The 16,169-nt window shown below is 67.7% G+C and carries 19 protein-coding genes and 1 pseudogene; 6 read left to right on the plus strand and 14 right to left on the minus strand.

All coding sequences use genetic code 11. The features are described from left to right. Positions 1-5 precede the first annotated feature (5 nt). From MFM001_RS07115 to recO, 3 genes are read right to left on the minus strand one after another with little or no spacing between them, the layout of a single operon-like run. A complete protein-coding gene (locus tag MFM001_RS07115) occupies positions 6-407 on the minus strand; it encodes a hypothetical protein (RefSeq protein ID WP_116374552.1) in 402 nt (133 codons plus the stop codon). Next, on the minus strand, positions 407-1,288 hold the full coding sequence (locus MFM001_RS07120; RefSeq protein ID WP_116374728.1) for a decaprenyl diphosphate synthase: 882 nt from the start codon (positions 1,286-1,288) through the stop codon (positions 407-409). Before MFM001_RS07120 ends, MFM001_RS07115 begins: the two co-directional genes overlap by 1 nt. Then, positions 1,263-2,078 (minus strand): DNA repair protein RecO, encoded by an 816-nt coding sequence (gene recO / locus MFM001_RS07125; RefSeq protein ID WP_116374553.1) that lies wholly within the window; start codon positions 2,076-2,078, stop codon positions 1,263-1,265. The genes MFM001_RS07120 and recO overlap by 26 nt, the downstream gene beginning before the upstream one ends. A 62-nt stretch (positions 2,079-2,140) precedes the next feature. Here recO and MFM001_RS07130 point away from each other — a divergent pair, with 62 nt between their 5' ends. Beyond that, positions 2,141-3,598, plus strand: coding sequence for an amidase (locus MFM001_RS07130; protein ID WP_238158984.1), 1,458 nt, complete (start codon positions 2,141-2,143; stop codon positions 3,596-3,598). Positions 3,599-3,602: 4 nt separating this feature from the next. Here MFM001_RS07130 and MFM001_RS07135 read toward each other — a convergent pair whose 3' ends face one another. After that, the gene (locus MFM001_RS07135) at positions 3,603-4,247 is read right to left on the minus strand and encodes a TetR/AcrR family transcriptional regulator (protein WP_116374555.1); all 645 of its coding nucleotides are present in this window, start codon (positions 4,245-4,247) and stop codon (positions 3,603-3,605) included. Between the two features lie 64 nt (positions 4,248-4,311). Between MFM001_RS07135 and MFM001_RS07140 the strand changes: the two genes are divergently transcribed. Both MFM001_RS07140 and MFM001_RS07145 read left to right on the plus strand, forming a co-directional pair. Further along, positions 4,312-5,355, plus strand: a complete 1,044-nt coding sequence (locus MFM001_RS07140) for an oxygenase MpaB family protein (protein ID WP_116374556.1) — start codon at positions 4,312-4,314, stop codon at positions 5,353-5,355. Then, positions 5,355-5,831 (plus strand): LGFP repeat-containing protein, encoded by a 477-nt coding sequence (locus MFM001_RS07145; protein WP_238158986.1) that lies wholly within the window; start codon positions 5,355-5,357, stop codon positions 5,829-5,831. Before MFM001_RS07140 ends, MFM001_RS07145 begins: the two co-directional genes overlap by 1 nt. Before the next feature lie 4 nt (positions 5,832-5,835). Here the strand turns inward: MFM001_RS07145 and era are convergent, their stop codons facing one another. The 8 genes and pseudogenes from era to hrcA form a co-directional block, all read right to left on the minus strand. After that, positions 5,836-6,732 carry a GTPase Era gene (era, locus tag MFM001_RS07150; protein ID WP_116374558.1) on the minus strand — a complete coding sequence of 299 codons (897 nt, stop codon included), beginning with the start codon at positions 6,730-6,732 and terminating at the stop codon, positions 5,836-5,838. Beyond that, complete coding sequence (locus tag MFM001_RS07155; RefSeq protein ID WP_238159010.1) at positions 6,729-6,992, minus strand: cytidine deaminase; 264 nt, start codon at positions 6,990-6,992, stop codon at positions 6,729-6,731. The genes era and MFM001_RS07155 overlap by 4 nt, the downstream gene beginning before the upstream one ends. A 49-nt stretch (positions 6,993-7,041) precedes the next feature. Next, on the minus strand, positions 7,042-8,340 hold the full coding sequence (locus MFM001_RS07160; protein ID WP_116374560.1) for a hemolysin family protein: 1,299 nt from the start codon (positions 8,338-8,340) through the stop codon (positions 7,042-7,044). Then, the gene (gene ybeY, locus MFM001_RS07165; RefSeq protein WP_116374561.1) at positions 8,337-8,873 is read right to left on the minus strand and encodes an rRNA maturation RNase YbeY; all 537 of its coding nucleotides are present in this window, start codon (positions 8,871-8,873) and stop codon (positions 8,337-8,339) included. The genes MFM001_RS07160 and ybeY overlap by 4 nt, the downstream gene beginning before the upstream one ends. Positions 8,874-8,880: 7 nt before the next feature. Next, a complete protein-coding gene (locus MFM001_RS07170; protein WP_116374562.1) occupies positions 8,881-9,924 on the minus strand; it encodes a PhoH family protein in 1,044 nt (347 codons plus the stop codon). A 7-nt stretch (positions 9,925-9,931) separates the two neighbouring features. Then, positions 9,932-10,808 (minus strand): annotated as a pseudogene (locus tag MFM001_RS07175) (16S rRNA (uracil(1498)-N(3))-methyltransferase). Next, positions 10,809-11,945: a molecular chaperone DnaJ gene (dnaJ, locus tag MFM001_RS07180; RefSeq protein ID WP_116374564.1), complete on the minus strand. Its 1,137-nt coding sequence runs from the start codon at positions 11,943-11,945 to the stop codon at positions 10,809-10,811. Positions 11,946-11,979: 34 nt separating this feature from the next. Then, entirely contained in the window at positions 11,980-13,023 is a 1,044-nt protein-coding gene (gene hrcA, locus MFM001_RS07185) for a heat-inducible transcriptional repressor HrcA (protein ID WP_116374565.1), read from the minus strand. A gap of 126 nt (positions 13,024-13,149) precedes the next feature. Here hrcA and MFM001_RS07190 point away from each other — a divergent pair, with 126 nt between their 5' ends. From MFM001_RS07190 to MFM001_RS07200, 3 genes are all read left to right on the plus strand, one after another. Continuing rightward, entirely contained in the window at positions 13,150-13,455 is a 306-nt protein-coding gene (locus MFM001_RS07190; protein WP_116374566.1) for a type II toxin-antitoxin system VapB family antitoxin, read from the plus strand. A 67-nt stretch (positions 13,456-13,522) separates the two neighbouring features. Further along, positions 13,523-14,119, plus strand: a complete 597-nt coding sequence (locus MFM001_RS07195) for a carboxymuconolactone decarboxylase family protein (protein WP_116374567.1) — start codon at positions 13,523-13,525, stop codon at positions 14,117-14,119. Continuing rightward, complete coding sequence (locus MFM001_RS07200) at positions 14,116-14,985, plus strand: sigma-70 family RNA polymerase sigma factor (protein ID WP_116374729.1); 870 nt, start codon at positions 14,116-14,118, stop codon at positions 14,983-14,985. Before MFM001_RS07195 ends, MFM001_RS07200 begins: the two co-directional genes overlap by 4 nt. Here the strand turns inward: MFM001_RS07200 and MFM001_RS07205 are convergent. Beyond that, positions 14,982-15,491: a hypothetical protein gene (locus tag MFM001_RS07205; RefSeq protein WP_116374568.1), complete on the minus strand. Its 510-nt coding sequence runs from the start codon at positions 15,489-15,491 to the stop codon at positions 14,982-14,984. The two genes, MFM001_RS07200 and MFM001_RS07205, sit on opposite strands and share 4 nt — an antisense overlap. Positions 15,492-15,528: 37 nt before the next feature. Then, positions 15,529-16,026, minus strand: a complete 498-nt coding sequence (locus MFM001_RS07210; RefSeq protein ID WP_116374569.1) for a hypothetical protein — start codon at positions 16,024-16,026, stop codon at positions 15,529-15,531. Positions 16,027-16,169: the final 143 nt, after the last annotated feature.

Genomic DNA, 16,169 nt, shown 5'->3' on the forward strand with positions numbered 1-16,169 from the left:
CGCACCTAAGCCGTTAGCGCGCGGCGGATTTCGGCGCCCCGCTCCAGCACCATCAGAATCAAGGTGCGCAGCGCCTCGTCGGTCAGGCCGTTGCCCGGGAAGTTGTAGCGCAGCATCACATCGGCAGTTTTGCCGGCGTCCTTCTCGACCAGCGCCACCGAGCCCAGCAGCGTGTTGTGCGCGGCGTCGGCCACCCGGTCACGAATCTTCTTGCCCAGCACCAGATCCCACGCCAGAACCTGGGTGAGCGAGATCAGGTCGAGGTCCTCGACGATGCTCACCACCCGCAACGACGCATAGGTGCCGTCGTGACGGATGGTCAGCGCGCCGTCGGCTTCTTCCTCGACGGACAGGATCTCGCGGAGCACCGCCGTCAACCGTTGCTGCAACTCAGGCCCTTCAGGCATCACGCGCTCCCGAAGCGACGGTGCCGCGAGGCGTATTCCTCGCAGGCCGCCCACAGGTCGCGACGATCGTAATCGGGCCACAGCTTGTCCTGAAAAATGAACTCCGCGTAGGCCGCTTGCCACAGCATGAAATTGCTGGAGCGCTGTTCACCGGAGGTTCGCAGCAGCAGGTCGACGTCGGGGATGTCGGGGCGCTGCATGTGACGTGCGATCGTCGCCTCGGTGATCCGCTCCGGGTTCAGCCTGCCTGCCGCAGCTTCGCGCGCGATATCCCTTGCCGCTTCGGTGATTTCGGTGCGGCCGCCGTAGTTGACGCAGTAGTTGACGGTGATGACGTCGTTGTCGCGGGTCATCTCCTCGGCGATCGCCAATTCCTTGATGACGCTGCGCCACAACCGCGGACGCGAACCGACCCACCGGATCTTGACACCCATCGCCTTGAGATTCACCCGCCGGCGTCGCACCACGTCGCGGTTGAACCCCATCAGGAACCGGACCTCCTCGGCTGAGCGCTTCCAGTTCTCGGTGGAAAACGCATACAGGCTGAGCCACTTGATGCCCATTTCGATTGCGCCGCAGACAATGTCGATGACCACCGCCTCCCCCATCTTGTGGCCCTCGACACGCGGCAGTCCACGCGCCGTGGCCCAGCGTCCGTTGCCGTCCATCACGATCGCCACGTGAACAGGCAACTGGTCGGCCGGGATTCGCGGCGCGACAGCTTTCGACCTGTGCTGCGGCGGGCGGCACGGGCCGCCGTCGGGCGACGGTGGCAGCTCCGGGAAGACGACGGGCCAGGTGGAGGTGTCGGGGAAAGTCGGGTAGTCGTCGGGGGCAGGGGGTAGTTGCGGGAATTCAGCCGGCTTCTGATTCCGCACCATGCGCCACATCCTGCCCGACCAGCGGAATCCTGCGGTCGGCGACCGTTCGATCAACCCAATAGACCCGCTCCACCAGCGGCAATGTCCGCAGCTGCCGCTCCAAATGCCACTGCAGATGCGCGGCCACCAATCCGCTGACGTGGCTGCGATGCGACGCCGGAGCGGCCTCCGCCGCCTCCCAGTCGCCGTCGCGCAGCGCAGACATCAGCTCGAGCACACCCACCGGCGGCGTGGTGGAGCCGGCCGGGCGGCAATACCCGCAGACGCTGCCGCCGGCGGCGATGTGAAACGCCCGATGCGGGCCGGGGGTGGCGCAGCGGGCGCACTCCGTCAGCGCCGGCGCCCACCCGGCGATGCTCATGGCGCGCAGCAGGTAGGCGTCCAGTACCAGTTCGCGAGGCCGTCGTCCGTCGGCCACCGCCCGCAGCGCGCCGACGGTCAGCCGGTGCAGCGCCGGGGCCGGTGCCCGTTCCTCACCGGCCAGGCGTTCGGCGGTCTCCAGCATGGCGCACGCGCAGGTGTACCGACCGTAGTCGCTGACGATGTCGGTGGCGAACGCGTCCAGCGAGACGACCTGGGTGACGATGTCGAGGTTGCGGCCCGGGTGCAGCTGCACGTCGATGTGGGCGAACGGCTCGAGCCGCGCACCGAACTTGCTGCGGGTACGGCGAACGCCCTTGGCCACCGCGCGGACCAGCCCGTGGTCGCGGGTGAGCAGGGTGACAATCCGGTCGGCCTCGCCGAGCTTGTGCTGGCGGCACACCACCGCCCGGTCCCGGTACAGCCGCATCACACCAGTCTGTCATCGCGCCGAGACATCACCGGGACCACGCGCCGATAATGTCGGTACCGATGAGTAACGCCGTTAACCCCCGCTTTCCCACCCTGACCGAGCAGCTCTACCAGCTGGCCAACGGCGAGGTGACCTCGGACGAACTGGTCCGCCGCTCGCTGCATGCGATCGACCTGAGCCAGTCCACGCTGAACGCCTTCCGGGTGGTGCTCACCGAGTCGGCGCTGGCCGATGCCGCCGAGGCCGACCGTCGCCGCGCCGCCGGCGACCAGGCGCCGCTGCTGGGAGTGCCGATCGCGGTCAAGGACGACACCGACATTGCGGGCGTCGCCACCTTTTTCGGCACGTCGGGGTATGTGCCCCCCGCGACCGCCGACGCCGAGGTGGTGCGTCGGCTCAAGGCGGCCGGTGCGGTGATCGTCGGCAAGACCAACACCTGCGAGCTGGGCCAATGGCCGTTCACCAGCGGGCCCGGGTTCGGGCACACCCGCAACCCGTGGTCGCGCAAGCACACGCCGGGCGGGTCGTCGGGCGGCAGCGCGGCCGCGGTGGCCGCCGGCCTGGTGGCCGCCGCCATCGGCTCCGACGGCGCCGGCAGCGTGCGCATCCCGGCGGCGTGGACGCATCTGGTGGGCATCAAGCCGCAGCGCGGCCGCATCTCGACCTGGCCGCTGCCGGAGGCGTTCAACGGCATCACGGTCAACGGTGTGCTGGCCCGAACCGTCGAGGACGCGGCGCTGGTGCTCGACGCCGTCTCCGGCAACGCCGAGGGTGACCTGCACAAGCCGCCGCCCGTGCAGGTGTCCGACCACGTGGGCACCGCACCCGGCGAACTGCGGATCGCGGTGTCAACCCGGTTCCCGTTCACCGGTTTTCGGGCCAAGCTGCATCCCGAGATCCGCGCCGCGGTGCACTCGGTGGCCGATCAACTGCAGCTGCTCGGCCACAGCACGGTGCCCGCCAACCCCGACTACGGGCTGTGGTTGTCGTGGAACTTCCTGTCGCGGTCCACGTCGGGACTGCTGGACTGGGCAGAGCGCCTCGGCGACGGCGTCGAATGGGATCAACGAACCCTGGCCAACATGCGGATGGGCCGGCTGCTGTCGCAGTGGATCTTGCGCTCCGCCCGTGCGCGTGAAGCAGCCGACCAGCGTCGGGTGGGCTCGATCTTCCGCTTCGTCGACGTCGTGCTGGCACCGACCACTGCACAGCCACCGCCTCCGGTGCACGCGTTCGACGGGCTGAGCGGCCTGCAAACCGACCGCGTGATGATCGCGGCGTGCCCGGTGACGTGGCCGTGGAACCTGCTGGGCTGGCCGTCGATCAACATTCCGGCGGGATTCACCTCCGAGGGGCTGCCGATCGGTGTGCAGTTGATGGGGCCGGCGAACAGCGAGCCGCTGCTGGTGTCGCTGGCCGCCGAATTGGAAGCGGTCGGCGGCTGGGCCGCCAAGCAGCCCGAGGTGTGGTGGAACACCGGCACCGATACCCCGCCACTGCCCAGCGGCCGAACGTGACGTCTCAGGCCAGTTCCCGGATTGCCCGATAGGCGGCGCGTCCGACCATCTCGCCGAGTTCGTCGGGCGTGTATGTGTTCTCCGGGGCGAGCAGGCTGCGCACACCGGCTTCGCCCATCGAGACGAACAACTCGACGACGACGGGCAGCCTGCGGTCGATGTCCTCGGTGCCCCAGCGCCGCAGGTCGGGTCTGACCAACTCGGCGAATTGCTCGGCGGCCCGGCGGCGTCCGCGGGCAAACAGCTCCGCGACGTCGGGTCCGGGGTTGCAGCAGAACAGGGTGCGCCAGGTATCGGGCTGGTCGGCGACCGTGCGCAGCCATGCCCGCATGCCGCCGATGTACGCGTCCTGGGTGCTGGCGTAACCGCCCCGGGTCGGATACGCGGCCAACATGCCGCTGAGCAACTTCTGCTCCTCGCGCGCCAGCAGTGCCTTGATCAGTGCGATCCGGTCCGGATAGCAGGCGTAGACGACGGGCCGGGTCACGCCGAGACGCTCGGCGACCGCACCGATGGTCACCGCCGGAAAGCCCCCTTGCAGCGCGATCTCTTTGGCGGCGTCAAGGACTTGGGGACGCCGCCGTTGCGGGCCCAGGTGGGCCGCGCGGGGCCGGTGAAGTGCCGGCCTCGAAACGGTTGCGTCACTCATAGCAGACAATGCTACAGTGCTGTAGGAATGGGCATTAACATTGGCCCGCGGAAGGACAACACTCATGCCTCAGCCCGCCGAGGACTACGGCTTCTTCGGTCCCGACTCGGTCACCTGGAAAGTGTGGAGCTACCCGACATCGCTGACTGTCGGATTCATCCGCTCGGTGGTGATCGAGGAACTCGACCCGGCGCTGGTCGCGTCCGTCGACCAAACCCACGACATCTACAAGCGGCCGCGCACCCGCTACGACCGGACGCTGCGTTATTTCGCGATGGTGGCATTCAGCGATTCCCGTTCCACCTCGCAGGCCGCCGACGTGCTGGTGAAAGTCCACTCCAAGGCGATCGGCACCGAGCCGTACAGCGGGCAGCGCTACGACGCGAACGATCCGCAGTCCCAGTTGTGGATCCACCTGACCGCGTGGCACTCGATCCTCTACGCCTACGAGAAATACGGGCCCGGCAAGCTCTCGGCCGAGGAGGAAGCCCGGTACTGGGAGGAATGCGCCGTTGCCGCGGAGCTGCAGACCTGCGATCCGGCCGACGTGCCGCGCAGCCGGGAGGGCATCCGGGCCTACTTCGAGCGAATGCGTCCGCAGCTGTCCGGTTCGCCGATCGCCCGCCAGGCCATGAAGCACCTGATCAACGGCGCCGCGTTGATCTCGCCGCTGCCGCGCTACCTTGCGCCGGTCACCTGGGTCATCAACCGCACCCTGCAAGCCGGCGTGATGGCGACCATGCCGCACTGGATGCGCGCGATGGGCGGCCTGAAACAGCCCCGGCTCTTCGACATCGCCGTCGTCCCGATGCTGCGGATTGCCTTTGCCGCGCTCAACGCCAGCCCGCCCACGATTCGGCTGTGGGTGCTGCGGCTGTTGTCGCCGGCGACGGTGCCGGTGGTGGCTCCGGTGCTGCTCGGCGTCCCGCCGCGGAACCCGGTCGTGGTTTCTCCTGCGGAGGCGCGCGCCCTGTACGGCTACGACAAGCCGGCCGAAGCACATCGGGAGTGGCGTGCCAAGCAGTACCGGCGGGTGTTCGCGGAAGGCAGCGCGCCCAGCGACGACGGGCTGATCGAGTCACAAGCGATCCTGGGGTCGATCGGTTGATGGCTCGTTATCGAAAAGCCTTGGCCTGCATCGCCGTTTCGGTGGCTGCGACGGCGGCTGCCGGCTGCAACAGCGTCGATCCGTCCAGTCTGGCCGAGTCCGGGACACCGGTGTCGACCAGCCGAATCCCCACTCCCAGCGGGCAATACGTGGTGCAGGGCGAAATCTTGCGCAAGTACGCCGACTCGGGCGGCCCGAGCGGGCCGCTGGGCACGCCGATCTCTAACGAGCTGCCGGCGCCAAACGGAGGCCAGTACACCAAGTTTCAGACCGGCGTCATCTACTGGTCGCCGCGTAGCGGCGCCCACATCCTGTCGGGAGCCATCCGGGCGGCGTGGGAAAGCAACGGCGGCCCCGACGGGCCACTGGGGTACCCGGTGAGCGATCAACGGCCCATCCCGGGCGGATCGGTGGCGGATTTCGAGCACGGCACCATCACCGACACCGGCGGCCAGGCGCATGTGGTGACCCGCTAGGTCGTCAAAACCCCAGCCTGCCAAGCTGTTTGGGGTCACGCTGCCAGTTCTTGGCGACCTTGACCCGCAGGTCGAGGTAGACCTTGGTGCCCAGCAGCTTCTCGATCTGGCCGCGCGCGGCGGTGCCGACGTGCCGCAGCCTCTCGCCCCCCTTGCCGATCACGATGCCCTTCTGGCTGTCGCGTTCGACATACAGCACCGCGTGCACGTCGATCAGATCGTCGCGCCCTTCCCGCGGTTCGACCTCGTCGATCACCACCGCGAGCGAATGCGGCAGCTCGTCGCGCACACCTTCCAAGGCCGCCTCGCGGATAAACTCGGCCATCAGAACTTCTTCGGGCTCGTCGGTCAACTCCCCGTCGGGGTAGAACGCCGGCCCGGGCGGCAGTGCGGCGGCCAGCACGTCGATCAGCACGTCGATCTGCTCGCCGGAGACCGCGGAGACCGGCACGATCTCGGCGTGATCGACGAGTTCGCCGACCGCCGCGAGTTGAGCGGCCAGCTTGTCCTTGGGCACCTTGTCGATCTTGGTGACGACGACAACCAGGGTGGTCTTGGGTGCGACGGAACGGATCTGCTCGACGATCCACCGATCCCCCGGGCCGATAGCCTCGTCGGCCGGAATGCACAACCCGATGGCGTCAACCTGGGAATAGGTGTCGCGGACAAGGTCGTTGAGCCGCTTGCCCAACAGTGTGCGCGGGCGGTGCAGCCCCGGTGTGTCGACCAGGATGATCTGGAAGTCGTCCCGATGCACGATGCCGCGAATCGTATGGCGGGTGGTCTGCGGCCGGTTCGACGTGATCGCGACCTTGGAACCGACCAGCGCATTGGTCAGCGTCGACTTGCCGGTGTTGGGCCGGCCGACGAAACAGACGAAGCCGGAATGGAATTCGCTCACACGACGACACCGTCGCGGTCGGTCACGATGATCGCTGCCGTCGGGGTGAGCTCCCGGACCGCGGCGATGCCGGCGTCGTCGGCCGAACCGGCCACCAGCACCGCGGCCTCCAGACCGGCGGCGCCGCTGGACACCGCCGCGGCCACCGCCGTCTGCAGTGCGGTCAGTTGCAGCGCCGAGAGGTTCACCGGCGCACCGGCGTAGGTGCGGCCGTCGAGGTCGCGCACCGCTGCGCCACTGCCGGACTCGGCGCGGGCCATCGCCGAGCGGGCCAGCACCACCAGTTTCGCATCTTCGGCGTCGAGCGGCTCAGCCGTCACCGTTGGTCTCCTGTCCGTCGGAGTCGATGCGGCTCAGCAAGACCGTGCCGACTCGGACCCGGCCTCGATGGTCGGGGCCGCCTTCCGCGCGCAGCCGCAATCCGTGTGATACCACTTCGGCGCCGGGCAGCGGAACCCGGCCCAGCTCTAGTGCCAGCAGGCCGCCGACGGTGTCGACGTCGAGGTCGTCGTCGAATTCCACGCCGCACAGCTCGCCGACGTCTTCGATGGGCAACCGAGCCGAGACCCGGAACCGGTTGTCGCCCAACTCTTCTATCGGCGCGGTTTCGGCCTGGTCGTACTCGTCGGCGATTTCGCCGACGATCTCCTCCAGCACGTCCTCGATGGTCACCAGCCCGGCGATCGCGCCGTACTCGTCGACGAGCAGCGCCATGTGGTTGCGGTCGCGCTGCATTTCGCGCAGCAGCGCATCGAGTGGCTTGGAGTCCGGCACGAACACCGCAGGGCGCATGACTTGTGCCACCGTGGTGTCCCGGCCGCCGTTAGTCGAGTAATACGTCTGCTGGACAAGGTCTTTCAGGTAGACGACGCCGACGATGTCGTCCACGTTCTCACCGATCACCGGGATGCGGGAGTGTCCGCTGCGCACCGCCAGCGAGGTCGCCTGGCCGGCCGATTTGTCGCTTTCGATCCAGATCATCTCGGTGCGCGGCACCATCACCTCCCGGGCCGGTGTGTCGCCGAGTTCGAAAACCGACTGGATCATGCGGCGTTCGTCGGCGGCGACCACGCCGCGTTGCTGGGCTAGGTCGACGACCTCACGCAGTTCGATCTCGGACGCGAACGGTCCGTTGCGAAATCCGCGGCCGGGGGTGAGCGCGTTACCGAGGACCACCAGTAGCCGGCTGAGCGGCATCAGCAGCCACGAAATCGCCTGCAGCGGAAAGGCTGCCGCCAATGAGATGGAGTAGGCGTTCTGGCGGCCGAGGGTACGCGGGCCGACGCCGACAACCACGAAGCTGGTCACCACCATGATCGCGGCGGCCAGTATCCGGCCCCATTCCAGCTGAAGGCTTGCCCGCAGGAAGACCACCAGCAGTACGGTGGCGGTGATTTCACAGGTGATGCGCAGCAGCACAACCAGGTTGATGTAGCGCGGCCGATCGGCCATCAGCTTGGCCAGCCTCACCGCACCGGGCCGCGCGTCACGTACCAGTTCTTGGACCCGGGCCATCGACACCGTGCTGATCGCGGCGTCGATCGCCGCGAAAAGCCCGCCCAGGCCTATCAATACGATCGCGCCGAGCAGCGGAGCAAATACGTTCACGGTTCGTCGAAGTACCTTGACTTGTCCAGCAACCGGCGATCTCTCTCGCTCTGGCGATCCAGGTGGTAGGCCTCGACCTGATCGGCAACCCACTCCTCGAGCAGCCGGTTCTGCAGAGCGAACATCTCTTTTTCCTCGTCCGGCTCGCCGTGGTCGTATCCCAGCAGGTGCAGCACGCCGTGGATGGTGAGCAGCGCCAGTTCGTGGCCCAGGGAATGCCCTGCGGCAGCGGCCTGTTCGGCGGCGAATTCGGGGCACAGCACGATGTCGCCGAGCATGGCCGGTCCCGGCTCGGGCGCATCGGGGCGGCCGCCCGGCTCGAGCTCGTCCATCGGGAAGCTCATTACGTCGGTGGGGCCGGGCAGGTCCATCCAGCGCATGTGCAGGTCTGCCATCGCCGCGGTGTCCAGCAGCATCATCGACAGCTCGGCGGCCGGGTTGACGTCCATCTTGGCCAGGACGAACCGCGCGACGCTGACCAGTTCGGTCTCGGAGACGTCAACGCCCGATTCGTTGGATACCTCGATGCTCATGGCGTCCTCACCGGCGGTGGCGCACGCTCGACGCGCGCCGGGCGGCCCGGTTCATCGTCAGACCGGGCTCTTCGTATTTGGCGTAGGCGTCGACGATTTCGGAAACCAGGCGATGGCGCACCACGTCGGCGCTGGTCAGCTCCGAAAGGTGGATGTCGTCGATGCCCTCGAGGATGTCGGCCGCGACGCGCAGGCCCGAGCGCGCGCCACCAGGAAGGTCGATCTGCGTAACGTCGCCGGTGACAACGACTTTGGAGCCGAAGCCCAGGCGAGTGAGGAACATCTTCATCTGTTCGGCGGTGGTGTTCTGCGCCTCGTCGAGAATGATAAAGGCATCATTGAGCGTGCGGCCACGCATATATGCGAGCGGTGCGACCTCAATTACCCCGGCGCTCATCAACTTTGGGATCAGTTCGGGATCCATCATGTCGTAGAGAGCGTCGTAGAGCGGCCGCAGATACGGGTCGATCTTTTCGCTCAGTGTGCCCGGCAGAAAGCCGAGGCGTTCACCGGCTTCCACCGCGGGCCGGGTCAGGATGATCCGGGTGACCTGTTTGGTCTGTAATGCATTGACCGCCTTCGCCATTGCCAGATAGGTCTTACCGGTTCCTGCCGGGCCAATCCCGAAGACGATGGTGTTGGCATCGATCGCGTCGACATAGCGTTTCTGGTTGAGCGTCTTGGGCCGAATCGTCTTGCCGCGACGCGAAAGGATGTCCAGGGTCAGGACCTCTGCGGGTGACTCGTTACCGGTGCCGACCAACATCGCGACACTGTGGCGCACCGCCTCCGGCGTCAGGGCGTGGCCTGTGGCGACGATCGTCACCAACTCCGAGATCACCCGCTCGCCCAGTGCGACGTCGGCCGGCTCACCGGCCAGGGTGACTGCGTTGCCTCGCACGTGCAGATCGGCGGCCAGGATCCGCTCGAGTGCGCGCAAATTTTCGTCAGCCGAACCGAGCAGGCCCACGACGAGGTCGGGCGGAACATCGATGCTGCTGCGAACCTGAGACGAGGAAGGGTCAGCGGCGTTGGTCTCGCGGGGCGTCACGTGGTTTCTAATGCCTGCTTTCTGGGTTGTCGGGTGACGACGCTCGGTAGTTCAGTTTACCGCTGGCAGCGTTCCTGGTCTCCAGTGTGAATTTGACGACGCCGCCGCGGCGTGCCGCGTCGTGAAATTCACAGTCGGGCGAGAAGGGCTCACGTCCATCGCGGCGTCAGGACGCCCAGCGCGCCCAAAGCCACCGCGGCCGCCGTCGACGTCCGCAATACGGTGGGCCCCAAGCGGACCGCGACCGCACCCGCATCGGTGAGCGCGTCGATCTCCTCGGGCGCAATGCCCCCTTCGGGGCCGACCACAAGCGTCACCGAATTCGCTTGCGCCACATCGATATCCGTCAGCCGGTCGGTCGCCGACTCGTGCAGCGCCAACACCACCGCCCCCTCGTCGCGCACGCGCTCGACCAGCTCCGCCGTCGACAAGACACCGTCGACCGGCGGGATGTGTGCGCGACGGGATTGCTGCGCCGCCGCACGGACCACCGCCCGCCAGCGTCGCAGACCCTTGTCCAGGCGCGGCCCGTCCCAGCGCGCCACGCAGCGCGCGGCCTGCCAGGCCACAAACGCATCCGCGCCCGCCTCGGTGGCCAGCTCGATCGCCAACTCGGAGCGATCGGCCTTCGGCAACGCCTGTACCACCGTCACCGGAGGTTGGGCGGGCGCGACGCTCCAGCGGTCGACCACGCGGGCGGTCAGTTGGTCGCGCCCCGCCTGCTCGACGACGCAGCTGGCCAAGCCGCCAGCGCCGTCGCCGAGCGTCAGCCGCTCGCCGGGACGGATCCGCCGCACGGTCGCGGCGTGGAAGCCCTCGTCGCCGCCGACGACGGCCAGTGCACCGGTTTCGGGCAGCACGTCGACGTAGAAAAGACCGGGCAATTAGCGACCGGAGAAGGTTTCGCGCAGCCGGCTGAACAATCCGCTGGTGGCGCCGGCGTGCGTCGAGCGGACTTCGGCAACGTCGCGGCCGCGGCGGCTCTTGAACTCGCGCAACAGTTCCGCGTCGCGGTGGTCGAGCCGCTCCGGCACCACCACTTCGACGTGTACGTGCAGATCACCGCGCACTCCGGAACGCAGGTGCGGCATGCCGTGACCGCGCAAGGTGACCACCGAACCGGGCTGGGTACCGGGCGGGACGGTGATCTCGGTGAGCCCGTCGAGGATCGCGTCGACCGTGACCGTGGTGCCCAGCGCGGCGTCGACCATCGGCACCGAGATGGTGCAGTGCAGGTCGTCGCCGTCGCGCATGAAGATGTCGTGCGGCTGCTCGTGCACCTCGACATAGAGGTCGCCGGCCGGTCCCCCGCCGGGCCCGACCTCGCCCTGGGCCGCCAGCCGCACTCGCATGCCGTCGCCGACACCGGCGGGAATCTTGACGCTGATCTCCCGGCGGGCGCGCACCCGGCCGTCGCCGCCGCACTGATTGCACGGGTCGAGGATGACCTCACCGACACCGCGGCAGGTCGGACACGGCCGCGACGTCATCACCTGCCCCAGCAGCGAACGCTGCACGGTTTGTACCTCGCCGCGGCCGCCGCAGGTGTCGCATTTCACCGGGCCGGAATTGCCGTTGGTGCCCCGCCCCTGGCATCGGTCGCACAGCACCGCGGTGTCGACGGTGACCTGCTTGGTGACGCCGGTGGCGCATTCGGTGAGGTCCAGCCGCATCCGCAGCAGCGAATCGGAGCCAGGCCGGACCCGGCCGACGGGACCGCGGGAGGTGGAGCCGCCACCGAAGAAGGCCTCGAACACGTCGCCGAGCCCGCCGAAGCCCGGGAAGCCGTTGGCCGTCGCCGCGTTCTCCAGCGGGTCGCCGCCCATGTCGACGATGCGCCGCTTCTCAGGGTCGGACAGCACCTCGTAGGCGACGCTGATCTCCTTGAACTTCGCCTGAGCTTGTTCGTCGGGATTGATGTCGGGGTGCAGCTCGCGCGCCAGCTTGCGATAGGCGCGTTTGATTTCCGTATCGCTGGCGTTCGGGCTGACGCCGAGCAGACCGTAGTAATCGCGTGCCACGCCTGACCTTTCCTATGCCTTGTATGGCCGCTTGTTATCGAGCACCCAGCACTTCGCCGATGTACATAGCAACCGCAGCGACACTAGCGATAGTTCCCGGATAGTCCATCCGGGTGGGCCCCAGTACACCCATCCCGCCGTAAACGGTGTCCGAGGTTCCGTAGGCGGTGGACACCACTGCTGCACCCGCTATCTGCTCGGCTTCGGTCTCGTGGCCGATGCGTACCGTCACTTTGCCGGCTTCCTGCTGCGCGGCCAGCAGTCGCAACACCACGACCTGCTCCTCGAGAGCTTCCAGAATCGACCGCAGCGAACCGCCGAAATCGGCGGTGTTCCGGGTCAGGTTGGCCGTTCCGCCCAGCAGCAGCCGTTCTTCGGTGTGCTCGACCAGCGACTCCAGCAACACCGTCGCCGAGCGGCCGACCGCGTCCGACAGGCTGTTGGTTTGCCCGCCGTGTCCGTTGAGCTGTCCGGCCAGCTCGGCGACCGCGGCCGAGGCCGCCGAGAGCTTTTTGCCCTCCAGCGCCTGGCCGAGCATTTCCCGCAGCTGGGAGAGCTGATGGTCGTCGATGACGTCGCCGAGTTCGACGACGCGCTGGTCGACCCGGCCGGTGTCGGTGATCACCACCATCAGCAGCCGCGCGGGTGTCAGCGCGATCACTTCCAGGTGCCGCACGGTCGACGTCGACAGCGTCGGGTACTGCACGATGGCCACCTGCCGGGTCAGCTGGGCCAGCAGCCGCACCGCACGACGCAGCACGTCGTCGAGGTCGACGCCGGACTCGAGGAACTTCTGAATGGCGCGCCGCTCCGCCGAGGACAGCGGTTTGACGTCGTGCAGCCGGTCGACGAATTCGCGATAGCCCTTCTCGGTCGGCACCCGTCCGGAGCTGGTATGCGGCTGTGTGATGTAGCCCTCGGCCTCCAGGACCGCCATGTCGTTGCGCACAGTGGCGGACGAGACTCCGAGGTTGTGGCGCTCCACCAATGACTTCGAGCCGATGGGCTCCTTGGTGGCGACGAAGTCGGCGACGATGGCGCGCAGCACTTCGAAGCGACGATCGTCGGCACTTCCCATTCCGAGTCCACCTCCTTAGCCGCGTCCATTTTACGGTGATCAGCAGCGGGTTACGGTCACCGGCAATCGGGGGTTAGCCTTATCAACCATGCTCACGTCGGACCGGGCACCGGAAACGGTCGGCGAATGATCTTCAAAGGAGTGCGGGAAGGCAAGCCGTACCCCGACCATGGCCTGTCGTATCGGGAGTGGTCGCAGATACCGCCGCGCCAGATCAGGCTCGACGAGCTGGTCACCACCACCACCGTGCTGGCCCTGGACCGGCTGCTCTCGGAGGACTCCACCTTTTACGGCGATCTGTTCCCACACGCGGTGAAGTGGCGGGGAATCATGTACCTCGAAGACGGCCTGCACCGGGCGGTGCGCGCAGCGCTGCGGAATCGCACGGTATTGCACGCAAGGCTTCTCGACATGGACGGGGCGCAGGCTTAAACACAGTCACGTTTCGACGACCGGCGGTGTCGAACTTGGTGAGACCACTTGCTGTAGGAGGACCACCATGGCACGACTTCCCGGAGTCTCCGACCGCGACGCGGGGCTGGGCGCCCGGATCGCCTTCTTCTTCACCAAGCGCCGGTTCAAGCAGATGACCGGCCTGCAAACCGCGACGATGCTCGAACCACTGCGGATGTACGCCCACATTCCCAAGCTGCTCAACGCAATCGGCCGGCTGGAACTGGCGGAGTCGAAACTGGACATGCTCAGCGCCCGCCACCGCGCGCTGGCCGAGCTCAAGGCGGCGACCACGGTGCGCTGCGAATACTGCATCGACTTGGGTTCGCAGATCGCGCGCGAGTGGGGCATCACCGACGAGGAATTGCTCGCGCTGTCCGACTACAAGAGTGCGTCGTGCTTCTCCGACGTCGAGAAGTTGATCCTCGAGTACGCCACGGCGATGAGCCGCACCCCGGTCGAGGTGAGCGACGAGTTATTCGACGCTCTGCGTGCGCGTTTCGACACCCCGCAACTGGTCGCCCTCACCCACGTCATCAATCTGGGCAACTTTCGGGCCCGGTTCAACCTGGCACTCGGGATCGGGTCATCCGGCTTCAGCGAGGGCAGGGTGTGCGCACTGCCGGACACGGCTGGCCGGTGACGACCTCACTGGCGGCCCGATTCGAGGCAGCTCGCCCCCAGCTGGGCGCACTCGCCTACCGCATGCTGGGTTCGGTCGACGACGCGCAGGACGCGGTGCAGGAGGCCTGGCTGCGGCTGAGCCGGGATCGCGCCGACGACATCGAGAACCTGGATGCGTGGCTGACCACCGTGGTGGCGCGGATCTGCCTGAACACGCTGCGCAGCCGGCGCGCCCGACGGGACGAGGAGCTCGTCGCGCATGTGCCGGATCCGGTGGTCGACGCGGTCGGGGAATTCGACCCCGAACACCAGGCGCTGCTGGCCGACGCGGTCGGACTGGCCCTGTTCGTCGTGCTGGACACCTTGCCGCCGGCCGAGCGGCTGGCGTTCGTGCTGCACGACGTCTTCGCGGTGCCGTTCGACCAGATCGCCGGGATCGTCGACCGGTCGCCGGAGGCGGCCCGCAAACTGGCCAGCCGGGCACGGCGGCGCATCCACGATGCGGCGCCGGACCCGGACGCCGACCTGAGCGCCCAACACGCGGTCGTCGACGCCTTTTTCGCGGCCGGTCGCTCCGGTGATCTCGACCGCTTGGTCGCGGTCCTGGACCCCGAGGTGGTGCTGCGCGGCGACTTCGGCCCCGACCAAACCCGCTGGGTGCGTGGCGCGTCGGCGGTGGCCGGCCTGGCACGCAGCTACGCCGCCCCCGAGCGCGAAGCGCGGCCCGCCACCGTCAACGGCGCCGCCGGCGCGGTGATCTTCGTCGACGGACACCCCGCCGCGATCATGGGCTTCGTGGTACGCGGCGAACGCGTCGCCGCGATCGACGTGCTGGCCGACCCGGCACGCATCGCGCGGATCGACCTGAGCGCGCTGTCCGGCTAATTGGTGGCCGTGGCCGCCTGGATCAGTGCGATCGCGGCGTCATGCTGCATGATCCAGTTGCCGTTTTCGTTAACGAACGCGAGTTGCTTGGTGACCGGCCCGGCGAACTTCGGACCCGAGATGGCCACGTCGGCGGTGGCCGCGTTCGGCCCAGCCGGTGCAATGTTCGTCACGTTGAACTGCTCCGGGAAGTTCCCGTTGCGGTAGGCCTTCCTCAGGTCGTGGTCGGCCACCATGCCCTCATTCTGAGGGATGCCGCCTTGGACGAGATTGTTCTTGTCGGTGTACCTCTCGCCGGGATCGGTGACCTGGTTGCACAAGTTTGCCAACTGGTCGGCGCTGGGCAGCTGCTCCTGCCCCGGCGGGGGCGGCGGCGGGTCCAGCGGTGCGCTGAAGACCACGGGCTGCACCTGGGCCGGCGCCGAGCTGGCCGGCATGTATCCGACTGCTGCGGCGCCGAGCGCGGCGACGGCTGCCACACCGGTGGCGAGAGCTTTGACAGTCATGGATGTCCCTTCGATTAGGAGGTCGGTGTGCAAAAGATTAGTGCCCCGAGGCCGCGTGGAGGAGCGTCATGGCCGAGTCGCGTGACAACATCCAGCTGCCCTGGTTCACGAACGTGACGTTCTGCGTGACAGGCGCGGTCAGCTTGGGACCCGAGACCGCCACGTCGGCGGTGGCGCTACCCGGAGCGGCAGCCTGGATGTTCGAGATGTTGAACGACAGCGGCAACTGACCCTTTTTGGCCGCCTTTTGCAGCGCGTGGTCGGCAAGCGCGGCCTCGGACGGGCTGACGCCACCCTCCACGAGCCCGGACTTGTTCGCGAACGGGACGTTGGGGTCGGCGAGACTGCTCAGCACGGTGGAAAGCTGCCCGACCGTCGGCAACGCGGTGGTCTGGTCCAGCGGCAGCGGCGCGCCGAAGACGACGGGCTGCACCTGGGGTGCGGCCGGGCCGCTGAAACTGGAGGTCAGGCCGGCGGCTGCGGCCCCGATCGCGGCTACGGCCGCCACACCGGTGGCGAGGGCTTTCACGGTCATGGTTGTCCCTTCGGAGCTGTTGTTGGTGGTGACGCTGATACTGGTGTGTCGTTTCGTCGGCCCGTCGTGTTACACCTGCTCGCCGCTGCCCTACGCTCATGGGCTTGGCACGGTGAATCCCGTGAGAGCAGCGAAAGAGGTCG

It is taken from the genome of Mycobacterium sp. MFM001 (assembly GCF_003402475.1).
Taxonomy (GTDB): domain Bacteria; phylum Actinomycetota; class Actinomycetes; order Mycobacteriales; family Mycobacteriaceae; genus Mycobacterium.